The sequence below is a fragment of the Chitinophaga chungangae genome (genome assembly GCF_017742215.1).
Classification (GTDB): domain Bacteria; phylum Bacteroidota; class Bacteroidia; order Chitinophagales; family Chitinophagaceae; genus Chitinophaga; species Chitinophaga chungangae.
Map to the genome: position 1 here is coordinate 976,157 of NZ_JAGHKP010000003.1, position 14,544 is coordinate 990,700.

Sequence of the window (14,544 nt, forward strand, 5' to 3'; positions counted from 1 at the left end):
TTTAATTGCCGAGGGCCTGGATAATGTCGTATTTGGTGACGATATGATACGCGCCGGTATCGTCCTGCGTAAGCACGGCGCCGTTTTCTTTGTTGATATACACGGCGAGCTTTTCAATCGGCGTGTCCATCGCCACAACGGGAAACGCTTTGTGCATCACGCTTTCAACGGAAGATTCCTTCAGCTCCGGCTGGTCGATCAGTTTGCTGAACAAGCCGCCTTCGGAAATTGCGCCAACGATCCCGCCGTTCTTCAACACGGGCAGATGCTCGATATCGAATTTTTTCATTTTCGCGATGGCTTCGTGTACTTTTTCATCGGTGGAGATCGTGACCAGCGGCAGATTCCGGCGGCTGTTCACTACATCTTTCACGGTTTTTACGTCGAGGAAACCGCGCTCCATCATCCATTGGTCGTTGTACACTTTGGCGACGTAACGGCTGCCATGGTCGTGGAATACCACCACCACCACGTCGGTCGGTTTCAGTTTGTTTTTCAGCTGCTGCAGTCCGGCCATGGCGGAACCGGCGGAATATCCCACGAAAATGCCTTCCTCTTTTGCGATGCGGCGGGCCATTACGGCGCCGTCTTTATCGGTCACTTTTTCGAAATGGTCGATCACGCTCATGTCGTAGTTCTGTGGCACAAAGTCTTCCCCGATACCTTCGGTGATGTATGGGTGTACTTCATTCATGTCCAGCTCGCCGGTATCGAAGAATTTTTTCAGCAGCGATCCGTAGCTGTCGATCGCCCACACCTGGATGTCCGGATTTTTTTCCTTGAGGAATTTGCCCGTGCCGGTGATGGTGCCGCCGGTGCCGGTGGCTACTACCAGGTGGGTGATCTTCCCGTCCGTCTGTTCCCATATTTCGGGCCCGGTCTGCTCGTAATGCGCATCGCGGTTGGCGAGGTTGTCGTATTGATTGACGTAAAAAGAATTGGGTATTTCGGTGGCGAGGCGCCTGCTCACGGAGTAATACGATTTCGGGTCTTCCGGCAGCACGTTGGTGGGGCATACGATCACTTCCGCGCCAACGGCCTTGAGGATGTCCACCTTTTCTTTGGATTGTTTATCGGTAGTCGTAAAAATGCATTTATAACCTTTGATAATGGCCGCCAGCGCGAGGCCCATGCCGGTATTGCCGGACGTGCCTTCGATGATGGTGCCTCCCGGCTTCAGCAGGCCGCGTTTTTCGGCATCTTCCACCATTTTCAGCGCCATGCGGTCTTTGATGGAGTTGCCGGGATTAAAAAATTCCACTTTGGCGAACACGGGGCAGGGCAGCCCGGCGCTTACGCGGTGGAGTTTCACCAATGGGGTATTGCCGATCGTTTCCAGTATGTTTTCGCAGTAGTTCATAAGTTTTGGTGCTTGGTCAACGAAATTAAGGTAATTGCCTGAATGATGATTTATATTTGCTTTTATGAATAACATCTTCATCACCGGTATTGGTACCGGCGTGGGCAAAACGGTGGCGTCGGCCTGTGTAACGGAAGCGTTGGGCGCGCTGTACTGGAAACCGGTGCAGGCGGGCCTGCAAGACGCTACGGACACGCAGACCGTGCGCGCGCTGCTCTCCGAGCCGGGCCTCGTGCAGGACGAGCTGTACCGTCTCCGGATGCCCGCATCGCCGCACCTGGCGGCCCGCAAGGAAGGGCTGATCATTTATGAGGACCGTATCATCGAACGTGCGAAACAATTGCAGCATCCCGGTAAACCTTTGGTGATCGAAGGCGCGGGCGGGCTGATGGTGCCGCTCAATGGCGATTATTTCACGATCGACCTGGTGAAGGCGCTGGAAGCGAAAGTGATCGTGGTGGCGCAGAATTACCTCGGCAGCATCAATCATTGCATGCTTACGGCCATGGCGCTGCGCAACGCTGAAATTCCCGTGCTGGGATGGATCTTCAACGGCGATTATCACAGCAACGAAGACGATATCATCAGCTGGAGCCATTACCCGCGCATCACGCGCATCCCGCGGGCGCGCAGGCTGAACCGCGATTTTGTGGCGCTGCAGGCCGAATCGATGAAACCCGCGCTGCTGCATCAGCTGGCCCTGTAATAAAAGCTCACACCCAACATCCGATGCCATTATTCAAAAAGGATATCCGGAAAGACTACCTTGCAAAGCGGCTGGCCATGAGCGAAACCGAGGCCGAACGGCTGAATGCCGCGCTGCTGGGGCATTGCAGGGAACTGAAGCTGGGGACGCCTTCCTATATTCACCTCTTTCTGCCCATCGCCGCCAAAAAGGAAGTAGACACCTTTCCGCTGGCGGAATGGCTGAAGCAGCAATACCCAGGCGTGCAGCTGGTGCTCAGCCGCTCGTACCTTGCCACGGGCAGCATGCAGCATTTCCGGTGGAACGATTCCACCCGCCTCGTGCATAATTCCTACGGCATACCCGAGCCTGAAAGCGGCGACCCGGTGGCCCCGCAGGACATCGATGTGGTGTTCGTGCCCATGCTCGCCTTCGACAAAACCGGGCAACGCGTGGGCTACGGCAAAGGCGTGTACGATACTTTCCTGCAGCAGTGCCGGCCCGGCGTGAAAACCGTAGGCCTGTGCCTGTTCCCGCCGCTGCCGGAGCCGGTTGCGGACGCATGGCGCGGCGATATGCCCATGGACGCAGTGGTTACGCCCGGCGGCATTTTTTATTTCAAAGCTTAAAACCTCCATCAACGTGTGGCGTTACCTGAATTATCTTTTATATCCTTTTTCACTCCTGTACGGCTTCGTGCTGTGGCTACGCAACCGGCTGTACGATAACGGCCTGCTTACTTCCGTGGAGTTCGACCTCCCCGTGATCGCCGTGGGCAACCTGTCCGTCGGCGGCACCGGCAAAACGCCGCATGTGGAATACCTTATCCGCCTGCTGAAAGGGCATTACAACGTCGCCACGCTCAGCCGCGGATACAACCGCAAAACCAAAGGTTTCCTGCTGGCGAAAGAAAACACTACCGCGGCCGATATCGGCGACGAGCCCATGCAGTTCCACCAGAAATTCCCCGACATCACCGTGTGCGTCGGCGAAGAACGGATGCTGGCAGTGCCCGAGCTGCTGGGCGACCGGCCCGAAACGCAGGTGATCCTGCTCGACGACGCTTTCCAGCACCGTTCCATCAAACCCGGCATGAACCTGATGGTGACCGATTACAGCCGTCTTTTCACCCGCGACCACGTGGTGCCCTTCGGGCGGCTGCGCGAAGGTAGGAAAGGCTATCATCGCGCCAATGGCATTATCGTGAGCAAATGTCCGCCGGACCTGGACAGGCAGGAGCGGGAAAAGATACGCGCCGAAATTCAGCCATTGCCGCACCAGCGGCTGTTTTTCACCACGCTGCGGTACGGTCGGCCGGTGAACATGCTTACGGGCGAAACCGCTGAAATACCCGCGGACGCAGGCGTCCTGGTGGCCTGCGGCATCGCGCGGCCGGAACCGCTGGTACAACATTTGCTGCAACAGTACCCAAACGTGCACCTGCTCCCGTTCCCGGACCATTATTATTATACGCAGAAAGACCTGGACAAGATCAAACTGGAGCTTGACCAGTTGGACGGGGCGCGGAAAGTGATCGTTACCACCGAAAAGGATGCCGTAAGGCTACACCTGCTGCGGGCGCGGATCGAACAGATGCAATTGCCGTTTACGGTGATGCCGGTGGAAGTGGCTTTCCTTTCGGGAGAGGAGGAATCGTTTAATAGTTTTATTTTTGACTACGTTGCAGATGAGATGCTAAAGGCGGAAAACAACGCCTGAAGCGCCGATACCGCACCCTAAAATCATGTTAATGGCAAAGAAGAAGAAACCCAAAAAAGAAAGCGGCCAGAAAAAGACCTATAAAGGTATTGTGGACGTAACCCGCTCCGGGATGGCCTTTGTGGCGGTAGAAGGCCTGCCGAGCGACATCATGGTGAAACAGAAGAACCTGAACACGGCGCTGGACGGCGACGAAGTGCTGGTGGACGTGATCCGCCAGGGCAAAGGCCTCGGCCGTATGGAAGGATTTATCACCGATGTGCTGAAACGCAAAAAGACCGAATTTACCGGCACCATACAACTCAGTAAAACCTTCGCATTCCTCGTGCCTGAAAAAGGCGCGGGCGTCCCCGATATCTATATCCCCGAAAACTCGGTCGGCGAGGCGAAAAACGGCGACAAAGCCGTGGTGCGCATCGTGGCCTGGGGCGAAAAGACCCGCAAGCCGGTTGGCGAGATCGTGGAAATACTCGACGCGTCTGATTCCAACGACCTGGCCATGAAAGAAATACTCGTGGAAAGCGGCTTCCCGCTGCATTATCCCGACGATGTGCTGGAAGAAACGGCACGGATATACGAAAAGATCACCGCCGAGGAAGTCGCCAAACGCAAAGACTTCCGCAAGATACTCACCTTCACCATCGACCCGGTGGACGCGAAGGATTTCGATGACGCGCTTTCCATCCGCCGCCTCAAAAACGGGCTGCTTGAGATCGGCGTGCACATCGCGGACGTGAGCCACTACGTGGAACCGCTGACCGCGCTGGACAAGGAAGCCGAGAAACGCGCCACGTCCGTGTACCTGCCAGACAGGGTGCTGCCCATGCTGCCGGAAAAGATCTCCAACGAGCTGTGCTCGCTGCGGCCGCATGAAGACAAGCTCACGTTCTCCGCCGTGTTCCAGATCAATGACCAGGCGGAAGTGAAGCAATACTGGCTTGGCCGCACGCTGATCCATTCCGATCATCGTTTTACGTACGAGGAAGTGCAGGAGATCATCGAAAAAGGAGAGGGGCCTTATGACCAGGAAGTGCATTTGCTGAACGGCCTCGCGCAAACGCTGCGCAAAAAGCGGTTCAAAGACGGCGCGATCAATTTTTCTTCCCAGGAAGTGCGTTTCCAGCTGGACGCCAAAGGCCGGCCCATCGGGGTGACCGTGAAGGAAAGCAAGGAAGCGCACCAGCTGATCGAGGAATTTATGCTGCTGGCCAACCGTACGGTGGCCGAATATGTGTCCAAACAGAAAGTCAATAAAAACCCCGTACCTTTCCCTTACCGCGTACACGATACGCCGGACGAGGAAAAGATGCATGTATTTGCCGTTTTTGCGAGTAAATTCGGGTATAAATTCGACGTGAACAGCCCGGAAACGATCGCCGCGTCTTTCAACAAAATGCTGCAGCTGGTGCAGGGGAAACCTGAACAGCACGTGCTGGAAACGCTGGGCATCCGCACCATGGCCAAAGCGGCTTACACTACGGAGAACATCGGCCATTATGGGCTGGGGTTCCTGCATTACTGCCACTTTACCTCGCCGATCAGGCGGTACCCGGACGTGCTGGTGCACCGCATCCTGGCGCAATGCCTGGCGGACGACGTGAAGATCGACAAGCAGCTGGAAAAACGCTGCAAACATTCCTCCGAAATGGAAAGAAAAGCCATGGACGCCGAGCGCGCCGGCAACAAGTACAAACAGGTGGAATACATGCAGCAGTTCATCGGCGAAACGTTCGACGCGGTAGTGAGCGGCGTGGCGCACTTCGGCTTCTGGGCCGAAACGGTGGAAGCCAAATGCGAAGGGCTCATCAGCGTGCATAACCTCAGCGAAGATTTCCGGCATTCCGAGTCGGAATATGCGCTGGTAGGCATGCAAACCGGCCGTAGGATCAGGATCGGCGACAGGGTGACCATCCGCGTGGTGGCTGCCAGCCTGGCCAAACGCCAGCTCGATTACGACCTGGTGGAAGCGGAAGGCGATGGCGCCAAACGCCCGTCCAAACGCAGAAGCGCGGAAATGCCCAGGGAAGGCGTGGAAACGGATAACGTGCAAATGCCCGTCAGAAGCCGCCGCAAAACAGTCGACGCTTCCGCGAAATCGAAAGGCCAGGGCCGCAAGCCCGCAGGTAAACCGGCCGCCAGGAAAAAAAAGAAGTAACAGCAGAACAAAGAAGAATATAACACTCGCATCATGCATTCATTTAAAGCCTTGTCAGCGCAGTTTGAAGAACAGTTTAGCAAAAGACAATTCCCGGAACAGCCCGCCAATCTTTATGATCCCGCCCAGTACATACTCGGCATCGGCGGAAAAAGGATCAGGCCGGTATTGTGTTTGCTCGGAAATGAATTGTTTGACGAGATACAGCCCGACGCATTTCACGCGGCCAACGCGATAGAGTTGTTCCACAACTTCACGCTCATTCACGACGATATCATGGACAAGGCGCCCCTTCGCCGCGGCATGCCCACCGTGCATACCAAATACAGCGATCCGGCCGCCATCCTGGCCGGCGACGTAATGCTCATCCACAGCTACGAATACCTGAACAAGATCACCGGCAAATACCGCACGAAGATCATCAGCGTGTTCAACAAAGCCGCCCGCGAAGTATGCGAGGGCCAGCAGCTGGACATGGACCTGGAGCAGATGCAGCCCGAACAGGTGAATTACGAACATTACGTGAACATGATCGCTCTCAAAACCTCCGTACTGCTGGCCGCCAGCCTGCAGATGGGCGCCATCACCGGCGGCGGGTCGGACGGTAACCAGCAGCATCTCTACGAGTTCGGCAAAAACGTAGGTATCGCATTCCAGATACAGGACGATTACCTGGACGCATTCGGCGACCCGGAAAAATTCGGGAAAAAACAGGGAGGAGATATTCTCATCAACAAAAAAACCTTCCTGCTGCTCAAGGCCCTGGAACTTTGCACGCCCGCCCAGCGCAAACACCTGCACACGCTCATGGAAACCAACCCGGACAACAAAGTGGACGAAGTGCTGCAGGTGTTCCACGATTGCCGGGTAGACGAATGGGCCGAAAAAGAAAAAGAACGTTTCAGCAACATCGCTTACGAGCACCTGGAAACGATCGCCGTATTATCGCACCGCAAAGCGCCGCTGCGCGAGCTGGCGGATTTTCTTTTGACGAGGCAGCATTGATAACTGAATATCATTATATTTGACCGTTAATGGTAAATGGCAACGAGAAAAACGGCTGCTGTTTACCATTAACGGTTTTTAATATCAACCTTCAACTACAACAGATGTCTAAATCGCTTTTCAGGAAAAAGTCCCTTGCCAGCATTTTGCAGGATGCCAAAAGCGCCGAAGCCGATGCGCATGCCGCGGGACTTAAAAAGGTGCTGAATGTGCGTGATCTTACCCTGATGGGGGTGGCGGCGGTGATCGGCGCCGGTATTTTCTCCACGATCGGCCAGGCCGCGTACGACGGCGGCCCCGGCGTGATATTCCTTTTTGTTTTGACGGCCGTTACCTGTGGTTTTACCGCGCTTTGTTATGCCGAATTCGCTTCGCGGGTGCCGGTGGCGGGAAGCGCATATACTTATTCCTACGTCGCCTTTGGCGAGCTTGCCGCCTGGATCATCGGCTGGGCGCTGATCCTGGAATATTCCATCGGCAACATCGTGGTGGCCATTTCCTGGAGTAGTTATTTCAACAACGTGCTCGAAGGCATGAACATTCACCTGCCCGCCTGGCTGGTAACCGATCCTGCGTCGGCCAGGGAGGCTTTCAACGCAGACCCTTCCAAAGGCCTGGCATGGGCTACGGCGCCCGTCGTGAACGGCTGGCGCGTGATCATGAACATTCCCGCGTTCCTCATCGTAGTGCTCATCACCATCGTCGCGTATATCGGTATCCGTGAGAGTAAAAAAAGCGCCAACGCCATGGTAGGCCTCAAACTGATCGTGCTGGCCGTGGTGGTGCTGATCGGCGTGTTTTATATCGACACCAGCAACTGGACGCCCTTTCTGCCCAACCAGTTCGAAGGCGTGCTGAAAGGCGTGTCCGCCGTGTTCTTCGCCTATATCGGCTTCGACGCCATTTCCACTACGGCGGAAGAAAGTGCCAATCCGCAGCGGGACATGCCGCGTGCCATGATCTATTCGCTCATCATCTGCACCATCATTTACGTGATCGTAACGCTGGTGATCACCGGCATGGTAAACTACGCGGAATTCAACCACGTATCCGACCCGCTGGCATATGTGTTCGACAAGCTCAACATGGAAAAGGTCGGGTACGTGATCTCTATCAGCGCCGTGGTAGCCGCTACCAGCGTGATCCTCGTGTTCCAGATCGGGCAGCCGAGGATCTGGATGAGCATGAGTCGCGACGGCCTGCTGCCCAAACGTTTCGCCAAAGTGCATCCCAAATATCAAACGCCGGGGTTTTCCACCGTCGTGACCGGTTTTATCGTGGCCATACCCTCGTTGTTCGTGGAAAGCGGCATCGTGACGGACCTTACCAGCATCGGCACCCTCTTTGCGTTCGTGCTGGTATGCGGCGGCGTTTTGCTGCTGCCCCCGGCAGACAAAAGCAGCAAACGTTTCAACCTGCCCTACATCAACGGGATGATCATCGTGCCCGTGCTGTTCGCGGCATTCACGTTCTTTTTCCGCGAGCGTGTGCGCGAATCGTTCGCCAACATCCTGTATTTCGATCACGAACTGATCCTGTTCCTGATATTTTACATCCTCGCGGCCGCCATCACCGTGGCTACGATGATCAAAAGGCTTTCGCTGATACCGGTGCTGGGCATGCTTTGCTGCCTATACCTGATGATCGAGATACCCGTGTCCAGCTGGGTGGTGTTCTTCTGCTGGATGGCGTTCGGCCTGGTCGTGTATTTCCTCTACGGCTACTGGAAAAGCAAGCTCGCCCCTAAAACTGCTTAAATTCGACAACGGACTGATATAAACGGCTGTTTCCCGTAAAAGGAAGCGGCCGTATTTGTTTGGAGGATTTCGTAACTTTAATACGGTAGCTCTTTCCTTACTTAAAACTTTCGTTATGAACCTCCTGCAACGCATTGAGCGGTGGGGCGACAATCATCACCCCAAATGGATTGACGGATTAAGGATTTTGCTGGGATTGCTCCTGATGTGGAAAGGCATTCAGTTCGTCGACAATATCGACGTGCTGAAGGCGCGGATCGCGGAACAGCCTTTTCTCACGGCGCTTTCTTTCTGGCTGGCTCATTACATAGTTTTCGCGCATACCGTAGGTGGTCTTTTTATCGCCCTCGGCCTGCTTACACGCGTGGGCGTTATCGCTAACCTGCCCGTGCTGATCGGCGCCGTGTTCTTCGTGGGCATGGGCACCAATCTCTTCTCCGTTTATCCTGAACTGAGCCTTTCCATCGCTGTTTTACTGATGCTCCTGTTTTTCCTCGTGGAAGGCAGCGGCCGCATTTCGGTGGACGAATACATGCGGCGCCACCCCGAGCCGGATAAATACCCCGCGGGAATGAAGTAAAAACTATCCGGGTTATGCTTAATTTTGCCTGCTATGAAATATACAGTAGGCGACAAGATCCTCATGCTCCATTCCAAAGAGGAAGGAACAGTAGTGGATATCATCAACGATAAAATGGTGCTGGTGGAAGTAGGCGGCACGAAATTTCCGGTGTACCTGGACCAGATAGACTTTCCCTATTTCCACCGTTTTACCAAAAAACAGGCCCCTTTGCCGCCCAAAAGAACGCCCGGTGAAGAGATCCGCAGGGAAAAGCCCGTGCCCCGCGAAAACAGGCAGGAAAAAGGCATGTTCCTCACCATGCTGCCTGTGTGGCGGACAGACGCCTTCGGCGACGATGTGGTGGAAGACATGAAATTCCATCTTGCCAATGAAACGAACCGCGCCTACGTCTTTCACTTCGAAATATGGCTCAGCAACAGCCTGTTCCTCGAACTGAAACAGGAAATCTTCCCTTTCCAGCACCATTACCTGGCCGATCTTGAGTTTGACCAGCTGAACGACAACCCGCGTTTCGAGTTCAGCTTTTCGCCGAAAGACGCGGACCTTACGCTGGCCGCATCCGTGGAAAAAACCTGGAAAGTGAAGGCTAAACAGCTGTTCCAGCAGCTGGAAACCCTCAAAAAACAGGAAAAGGCAACTATCGAATACCTTTTGTTCGACAAATACCCGCCGCGGCAGGAAAAGGACGATTACGGGTTTACGCCGGTGGAAAAGAAAAAACTGTCCACCCTCACGTCTTTCCAGTCGCTGAAAGAAAACGCGCGGGTAGACGCCAAATACGAGATAGACCTGCACATCGACCGGCTGGCCGACAACTGGCGGGACCTGAGCCCGCTGGAGATCGTGGCCATCCAGCTGAACGAGTTCCAGCATTATCTCGACCTGGCCATTTCGCAGCGCCAGCATAGCATGATCGTGATCCACGGGGTAGGCACGGGCCGCCTGCGCGACGAATTGCACGAGATCCTGAAAACGGTGCCGGAAGTGAAATTTTTCGTGAACCAATACCATCCGTTCTACGGTTACGGGGCCACTGAAATATTTTTTAAGTAATTTTGCAGATTCCGGTATTTAACACCCGGCATAGCGGCGCTATCGTCTTTGCCGCGCAAGCGGCAGGGAAGGAAAGTCCGGACAGCGCAGGGCAACGCACCACCTAACGGGTGGGGCGCCTGTGAAAGCAGGCGTACAGAGAGTGCCACAGAAAATTACTTCCACGGGGCAACCTGCGGTAAAGGTGAAAACGTGGGGTAAGAGCCCACGTCCCGGGATGGTAACATTGCGGGAGGGTAAACCTTGCGTGCTGAAATGCCATGTAAACGGTCGTTTGAGGGCTGCCCGCCTGATGACCGAGGGTAGGCAGATACAGGCGCCCAGTGATGGGCGTCGCAGATAAATGATAGCGGTCCCGTTGCAGAACGGGGCACAGAATCCGGCTTACAAGCTATGCCGGGTGTTTTTACCGGAACTTTAACCAAAATCGACTTACCGATGGAAACTCAAAATGACGACCTCCGTATTGAAAGAGACGACCGGACCTGGGGATTTCTCGTGCACCTCGGCGGCATTATCGGCAACGCCGTATTTTCTCCCGTTGGCAATATCATCGGCGCGTTGGTGATCTGGCTGTTCAAAAAAAATGAATCGAGGTTCGTAGACATCGAAGGGAAGGAAGCCGTGAACTTCCAGATCACAATGAGCCTGCTGATGGTGGCTTTGAGCATTATCAACGGCCTGATCTCAGGCGCATGGACCTTCACGCGTTTCCTGCTCAGCGACCCGGTGCGGTACAGCCACCACTGGGACACGGAATTTTTCTTCACCTTCGGTTTCAGCAAAGCGATCTGGGCCGTAAACCTCGCATTCTCCATCATCGCGGCCATCCAGGCCAATAAAGGCAATCATTACAGGTACCCGTTCAGCCTCAGGCTGGTGAAATAAATATTTCGCGGTTCCCGCAACAAAAAAGGCCGATCCGTTTTTGGGTCGGCCCTTTTTTGTTCAAAAGTGCGACAGCGGGTTAATCCTGTCTTTATTTGTATTGGTATGTCGTTTTCGTCACTTCGTTGCTGCCGTTCTCATGTTCTTCGGAAGATGTAGGATAACCCTGCGCATCGTACTGGTAAGTAGTGGTGCTTTGCAGCTGCACGTTGTTGCCTATACGCAGTTCCATCGTAAGGGTCTCGTTCTCTGAAAGCGCTTCCAGCGCAAGGTCGGACAGCAAGGCGTAGTTTAACTGCAAACCGGCGCGCAGCGGGTTTTTCTTACCGCCGTGCGTCAGCTCGATACTGGACACAACGGTGGGGGCTTCGTCGCTGCTCACGGCCACTTTCGTTACGTTGTTGCCGGCATACGTGAAGTCCATGTAGATCTCGATGGGATTTTCGGGGTCGGTATCTTTTTCGGTGATCCTCGTCACTTTCCCGTTGGCTATCGTGTAAGTGCCGTTGATAGTGGTTTTCAGTCCGTCGTCGTCGGATATTTTGCGCACGTATTTTTCAGGAACGCCGGCCGCGTTGTAGGTGAACGTGTATTCTTCGTAAGTACCTTCCTGCGGGTGATCGTTTTTCAGTTTCACGAGCCGGCCGGAGGCGTCGTACGTGAGCGCGCGTTCGGTGGTAAGCACGCCTTCTTCTTTTTCGACGTAAGCGGTGAGACGTTTTTTGTCGTCGTACGAAAGGGTGTACGCGGTAGTGATACCGCCTGTTTCCTGCGTCATTTGGGTGAGGTATTTCGCTGCGGCGGAGGGAGCGTTGTCCTTATCCTTTTTGGAACAGGCCGCCAGTGTGCCGAAAACAAGACAGCACAACCATAATTTCCTTTTCATCGTTGCATGATTTTGGGGTGAATACAATTTACAGATCGCCGCAAATTGCGGAAGAACCCGGTTCCGGAAAATGCTTCACCGCCTGAAATGACAAATACGCGGAATGAACCGTTTGAAAATCCGTTTCAAAAAAAAAAGCCGCCCCGTATAGAGGCGGCCGGTTATGTTGATGAAGGAATTTAGTCTTTGACGATCCTGCTCACCAGCTGTTTGCCGTTTTTCTCCGCGCGTATCACATACCAGCCCGAAGGGAGCGACGCCAGGTCGAGCTCTTCGCTTCCGCCGGCGATCTGCCTGCTCAGCAGCACTTTCCCGGTACTGCTGATCACTTCCAGCCTGCATCCTTTTTGCCAGCCCGCGGGCAATTGCACTTTTACGATGCCGCGGGTAGGGCTGGGCCAGGCGACGATCCCTTCCTGGCCGGCCGGTTTGGTTTCCGAAGCAACCGGAGCGGCGGCCATCAGGTTGCCTGCCTGCGGCGCGCCGTACACTTCGAATTCAAACAGCGAAAACCCGTAAGCCGTAGCCCTGTTGATGCAATACACCTTCACGTACCGCGCGGTGCCGCTCAGGCCGGTCTGGTCGTCTGGCGCGGCGGAAGATTTGCCCCAAAACTCACGCACGGTCGTCCAGGTGGTGTTGTTGGTGGAAAACTGTATCTGGTAATCCCGCGCGTACGCCGCTTCCCACGCCAGCCGCACGCGGTTCACTGAATAATTCGCGCCAAGGTCTACCACAATGGACTGGTTGTTTGCATATGCGCTGGACCAGCGTGTATTGCCATCCGCATCCACCGCGTATGGCCCCGCATACGCCGCGCTTTCGTTGGACGTGGTGAAAATGGGCCGGTTGTACGCAAGGTTGGGATTGCCAGTTACTGCGCTCACCCTGATGGAAGAGGTGAGGTCGTTGAAGTTGTTGTCTGCAATGCAGTCGTCGTCCGCCGTCAGCTCCAGGGAAGCGCCGCCGAAGTTATCGTCCGCATACAAGGTCACTTTGTAGCCGCTTTGCACGGCCACCGAAGAAATGCTGTTGTTTTGCACGCCGAGGCTTTGCAGCTGCGCCTGCGTATAGTCACCCACGGGCAGGCTAACCGCCGCGCCGGCTAAAGGACAGTCTGCATACACCGTGGCGGGCCCTGTAGGGGGATTTGAAGCTCCTAATTCGCCGTAAAAGGTATTGAAGCTGTTGGCCTGCAGGGTAATGGTCAGCACGCCGCCATTGGGCGTATAAGTGCCTACGGTTTGAGAGCGGTCCCCGGCTTCGCTGGTGCGCACCAGTGTGAGCGGCTTGTTGGCCGGTACGCCATGGAAACTTACGGTGCGGGCAGTCGAAGATTGATTGACGGTCTGGATCACGAATTTGTTTTTGGTTTCGTGTTTGTACGCCACGGTCATTACATCGGCGCTGGGCTGACTGGTTTCCACCACCTGACCGCCCGGCTCGAAATGCCGCATATACGCCAGGTGCACGTTGTGCGACGGCCAGTCTGTGCGCCAGAACCATCCGGCGGAGGTAGACATCCTGGCTACGTAATAATTGCGGTAATACATCACGGCCATCTCTTCAACGCCTTGCCAGGTAAGCCTTTCAGGGTTCTCCCAATAATACGCGTCGTAGTCGGTCTCGGTGCCCCAGAGGTTCCGGTTGATGGTCTGCCGCCATGCGCCCCAGTTTTCCCAGTACGAGATCGGTTCGCGGCCGGTTGTGCTGCCGCCGCGGTAAGTGTGCCAGGAGGGGTAGCCTGCGGCGGGAAGACTGTTCACCGCGTTGTAAATGTCTTTGCAATACTGGATGTCCCAAAGCAATACGCTGCCGAGGTTCATTTTGGTTTGAATGCCGTTGGCGGCGAACAGGGCGTTGCATTTCTGGATGAGCGTGATGTATTCCTGCGCCGTCATGGAAATGTTGATGCCGGAAGTACGGGTTTCGTTCACATCCACAAAATCGACGGTGAGGCCGTAATTGTTTTTGCCGTGAAGCAGGAAGGAGGTGATGAACCAAGCGAAATCGTCGAAATTGTTGATCTTCCTGTTACTGCCGGCAGACGGGTTGCTGACGAGCCAGTTGGGCACGTCCCAGATGCCGAGGATGGTTTTGATGCCGCGGTCCTGCATTATTTTCAACCGTTTGATGCAGTTCAGCACGCGGTCGTCGTTGTAATTGTACACGCCTTTCGATGGCTCCCAGGTTTTGTTCGGCAGCATATCGCGGAAGAGCGACATGTTGTTGTCCAGCATTTGCTGGATGCGCTGGTCGAGAATGTAATAATTCCCGTTCTGGCGGTCGCCTTCGTGGCAAAAGCCCGCACCGTCTACGGTTTGGCGCGGCGCAGAAAGATTGATGTAGATGTCCTGGGCAAACGTTTTTGATGCCGTCTGCAGCAGGATGAATAACATAAAAAGGGAAATGGTAACGTGTTTCATAGTGGAACGGAGTTAAGGGTAATCAAA

Annotated in this window: 12 protein-coding genes and 1 other RNA gene; 10 read left to right on the top strand and 3 right to left on the bottom strand. The window is 54.8% G+C overall.

All coding sequences use genetic code 11. From position 1 onward, the window contains the following. Position 1: 1 nt before the first annotated feature. The gene (locus tag J7I43_RS18335; RefSeq protein ID WP_209147309.1) at positions 2–1,360 is read right to left on the bottom strand and encodes a pyridoxal-phosphate dependent enzyme; all 1,359 of its coding nucleotides are present in this window, start codon (positions 1,358–1,360) and stop codon (positions 2–4) included. A 64-nt stretch (positions 1,361–1,424) separates the two neighbouring features. On the opposite strand from J7I43_RS18335, the gene bioD reads away from it, so the two are divergent. The 10 genes from bioD (at position 1,425) to J7I43_RS18385 (ending at position 11,205) form a co-directional block, all read left to right on the top strand. After that, the gene (gene bioD, locus J7I43_RS18340; RefSeq protein WP_209147310.1) at positions 1,425–2,066 is read left to right on the top strand and encodes a dethiobiotin synthase; all 642 of its coding nucleotides are present in this window, start codon (positions 1,425–1,427) and stop codon (positions 2,064–2,066) included. A gap of 23 nt (positions 2,067–2,089) precedes the next feature. Continuing rightward, on the top strand, positions 2,090–2,674 hold the full coding sequence (locus J7I43_RS18345; RefSeq protein ID WP_209147311.1) for a 5-formyltetrahydrofolate cyclo-ligase: 585 nt from the start codon (positions 2,090–2,092) through the stop codon (positions 2,672–2,674). A gap of 13 nt (positions 2,675–2,687) precedes the next feature. Further along, positions 2,688–3,764: a tetraacyldisaccharide 4'-kinase gene (gene lpxK, locus J7I43_RS18350; protein WP_209147312.1), complete on the top strand. Its 1,077-nt coding sequence runs from the start codon at positions 2,688–2,690 to the stop codon at positions 3,762–3,764. Positions 3,765–3,795: 31 nt separating this feature from the next. After that, complete coding sequence (gene rnr, locus J7I43_RS18355) at positions 3,796–5,919, top strand: ribonuclease R (RefSeq protein ID WP_209147313.1); 2,124 nt, start codon at positions 3,796–3,798, stop codon at positions 5,917–5,919. A 33-nt stretch (positions 5,920–5,952) separates the two neighbouring features. Next, positions 5,953–6,924 (top strand): polyprenyl synthetase family protein, encoded by a 972-nt coding sequence (locus tag J7I43_RS18360; RefSeq protein ID WP_209147314.1) that lies wholly within the window; start codon positions 5,953–5,955, stop codon positions 6,922–6,924. A gap of 104 nt (positions 6,925–7,028) precedes the next feature. Next, positions 7,029–8,681 (top strand): amino acid permease, encoded by a 1,653-nt coding sequence (locus tag J7I43_RS18365; RefSeq protein WP_209147315.1) that lies wholly within the window; start codon positions 7,029–7,031, stop codon positions 8,679–8,681. Positions 8,682–8,796: 115 nt separating this feature from the next. After that, complete coding sequence (locus J7I43_RS18370; RefSeq protein WP_209147316.1) at positions 8,797–9,261, top strand: DoxX family protein; 465 nt, start codon at positions 8,797–8,799, stop codon at positions 9,259–9,261. A 33-nt stretch (positions 9,262–9,294) separates the two neighbouring features. Continuing rightward, the gene (locus tag J7I43_RS18375) at positions 9,295–10,317 is read left to right on the top strand and encodes a Smr/MutS family protein (protein WP_209147317.1); all 1,023 of its coding nucleotides are present in this window, start codon (positions 9,295–9,297) and stop codon (positions 10,315–10,317) included. A gap of 26 nt (positions 10,318–10,343) precedes the next feature. Beyond that, positions 10,344–10,720: RNase P RNA component class A (rnpB, locus tag J7I43_RS18380), an RNA gene on the top strand. A gap of 35 nt (positions 10,721–10,755) precedes the next feature. Further along, positions 10,756–11,205: a DUF4870 domain-containing protein gene (locus J7I43_RS18385; protein ID WP_209147318.1), complete on the top strand. Its 450-nt coding sequence runs from the start codon at positions 10,756–10,758 to the stop codon at positions 11,203–11,205. A 91-nt stretch (positions 11,206–11,296) separates the two neighbouring features. On the opposite strand, the gene J7I43_RS18390 is transcribed toward J7I43_RS18385, so the two are convergent. Further along, entirely contained in the window at positions 11,297–12,091 is a 795-nt protein-coding gene (locus tag J7I43_RS18390) for a hypothetical protein (protein WP_209147319.1), read from the bottom strand. A 179-nt stretch (positions 12,092–12,270) separates the two neighbouring features. Continuing rightward, complete coding sequence (locus tag J7I43_RS18395; RefSeq protein WP_209147320.1) at positions 12,271–14,517, bottom strand: discoidin domain-containing protein; 2,247 nt, start codon at positions 14,515–14,517, stop codon at positions 12,271–12,273. Positions 14,518–14,544 lie beyond the last annotated feature (27 nt).

Bases quoted from the DNA above. Each gene is read 5' to 3' on its own strand.
- J7I43_RS18360 (WP_209147314.1), top strand. From the start codon at position 5,953: ATGCATTCATTTAAAGCCTTGTCAGCGCAGTTTGAAGAACAGTTTAGC.
- J7I43_RS18370 (WP_209147316.1), top strand. From the start codon at position 8,797: ATGAACCTCCTGCAACGCATTGAGCGGTGGGGCGACAATCATCACCCC.
- J7I43_RS18385 (WP_209147318.1), top strand. From the start codon at position 10,756: ATGGAAACTCAAAATGACGACCTCCGTATTGAAAGAGACGACCGGACC.
- J7I43_RS18390 (WP_209147319.1), bottom strand. From the start codon at position 12,091: ATGAAAAGGAAATTATGGTTGTGCTGTCTTGTTTTCGGCACACTGGCG.
- J7I43_RS18395 (WP_209147320.1), bottom strand. From the start codon at position 14,517: ATGAAACACGTTACCATTTCCCTTTTTATGTTATTCATCCTGCTGCAG.
- J7I43_RS18335 (WP_209147309.1), bottom strand. From the start codon at position 1,360: ATGAACTACTGCGAAAACATACTGGAAACGATCGGCAATACCCCATTG.
- rnr (WP_209147313.1), top strand. From the start codon at position 3,796: ATGGCAAAGAAGAAGAAACCCAAAAAAGAAAGCGGCCAGAAAAAGACC.
- J7I43_RS18345 (WP_209147311.1), top strand. From the start codon at position 2,090: ATGCCATTATTCAAAAAGGATATCCGGAAAGACTACCTTGCAAAGCGG.
- J7I43_RS18375 (WP_209147317.1), top strand. From the start codon at position 9,295: ATGAAATATACAGTAGGCGACAAGATCCTCATGCTCCATTCCAAAGAG.
- J7I43_RS18365 (WP_209147315.1), top strand. From the start codon at position 7,029: ATGTCTAAATCGCTTTTCAGGAAAAAGTCCCTTGCCAGCATTTTGCAG.
- bioD (WP_209147310.1), top strand. From the start codon at position 1,425: ATGAATAACATCTTCATCACCGGTATTGGTACCGGCGTGGGCAAAACG.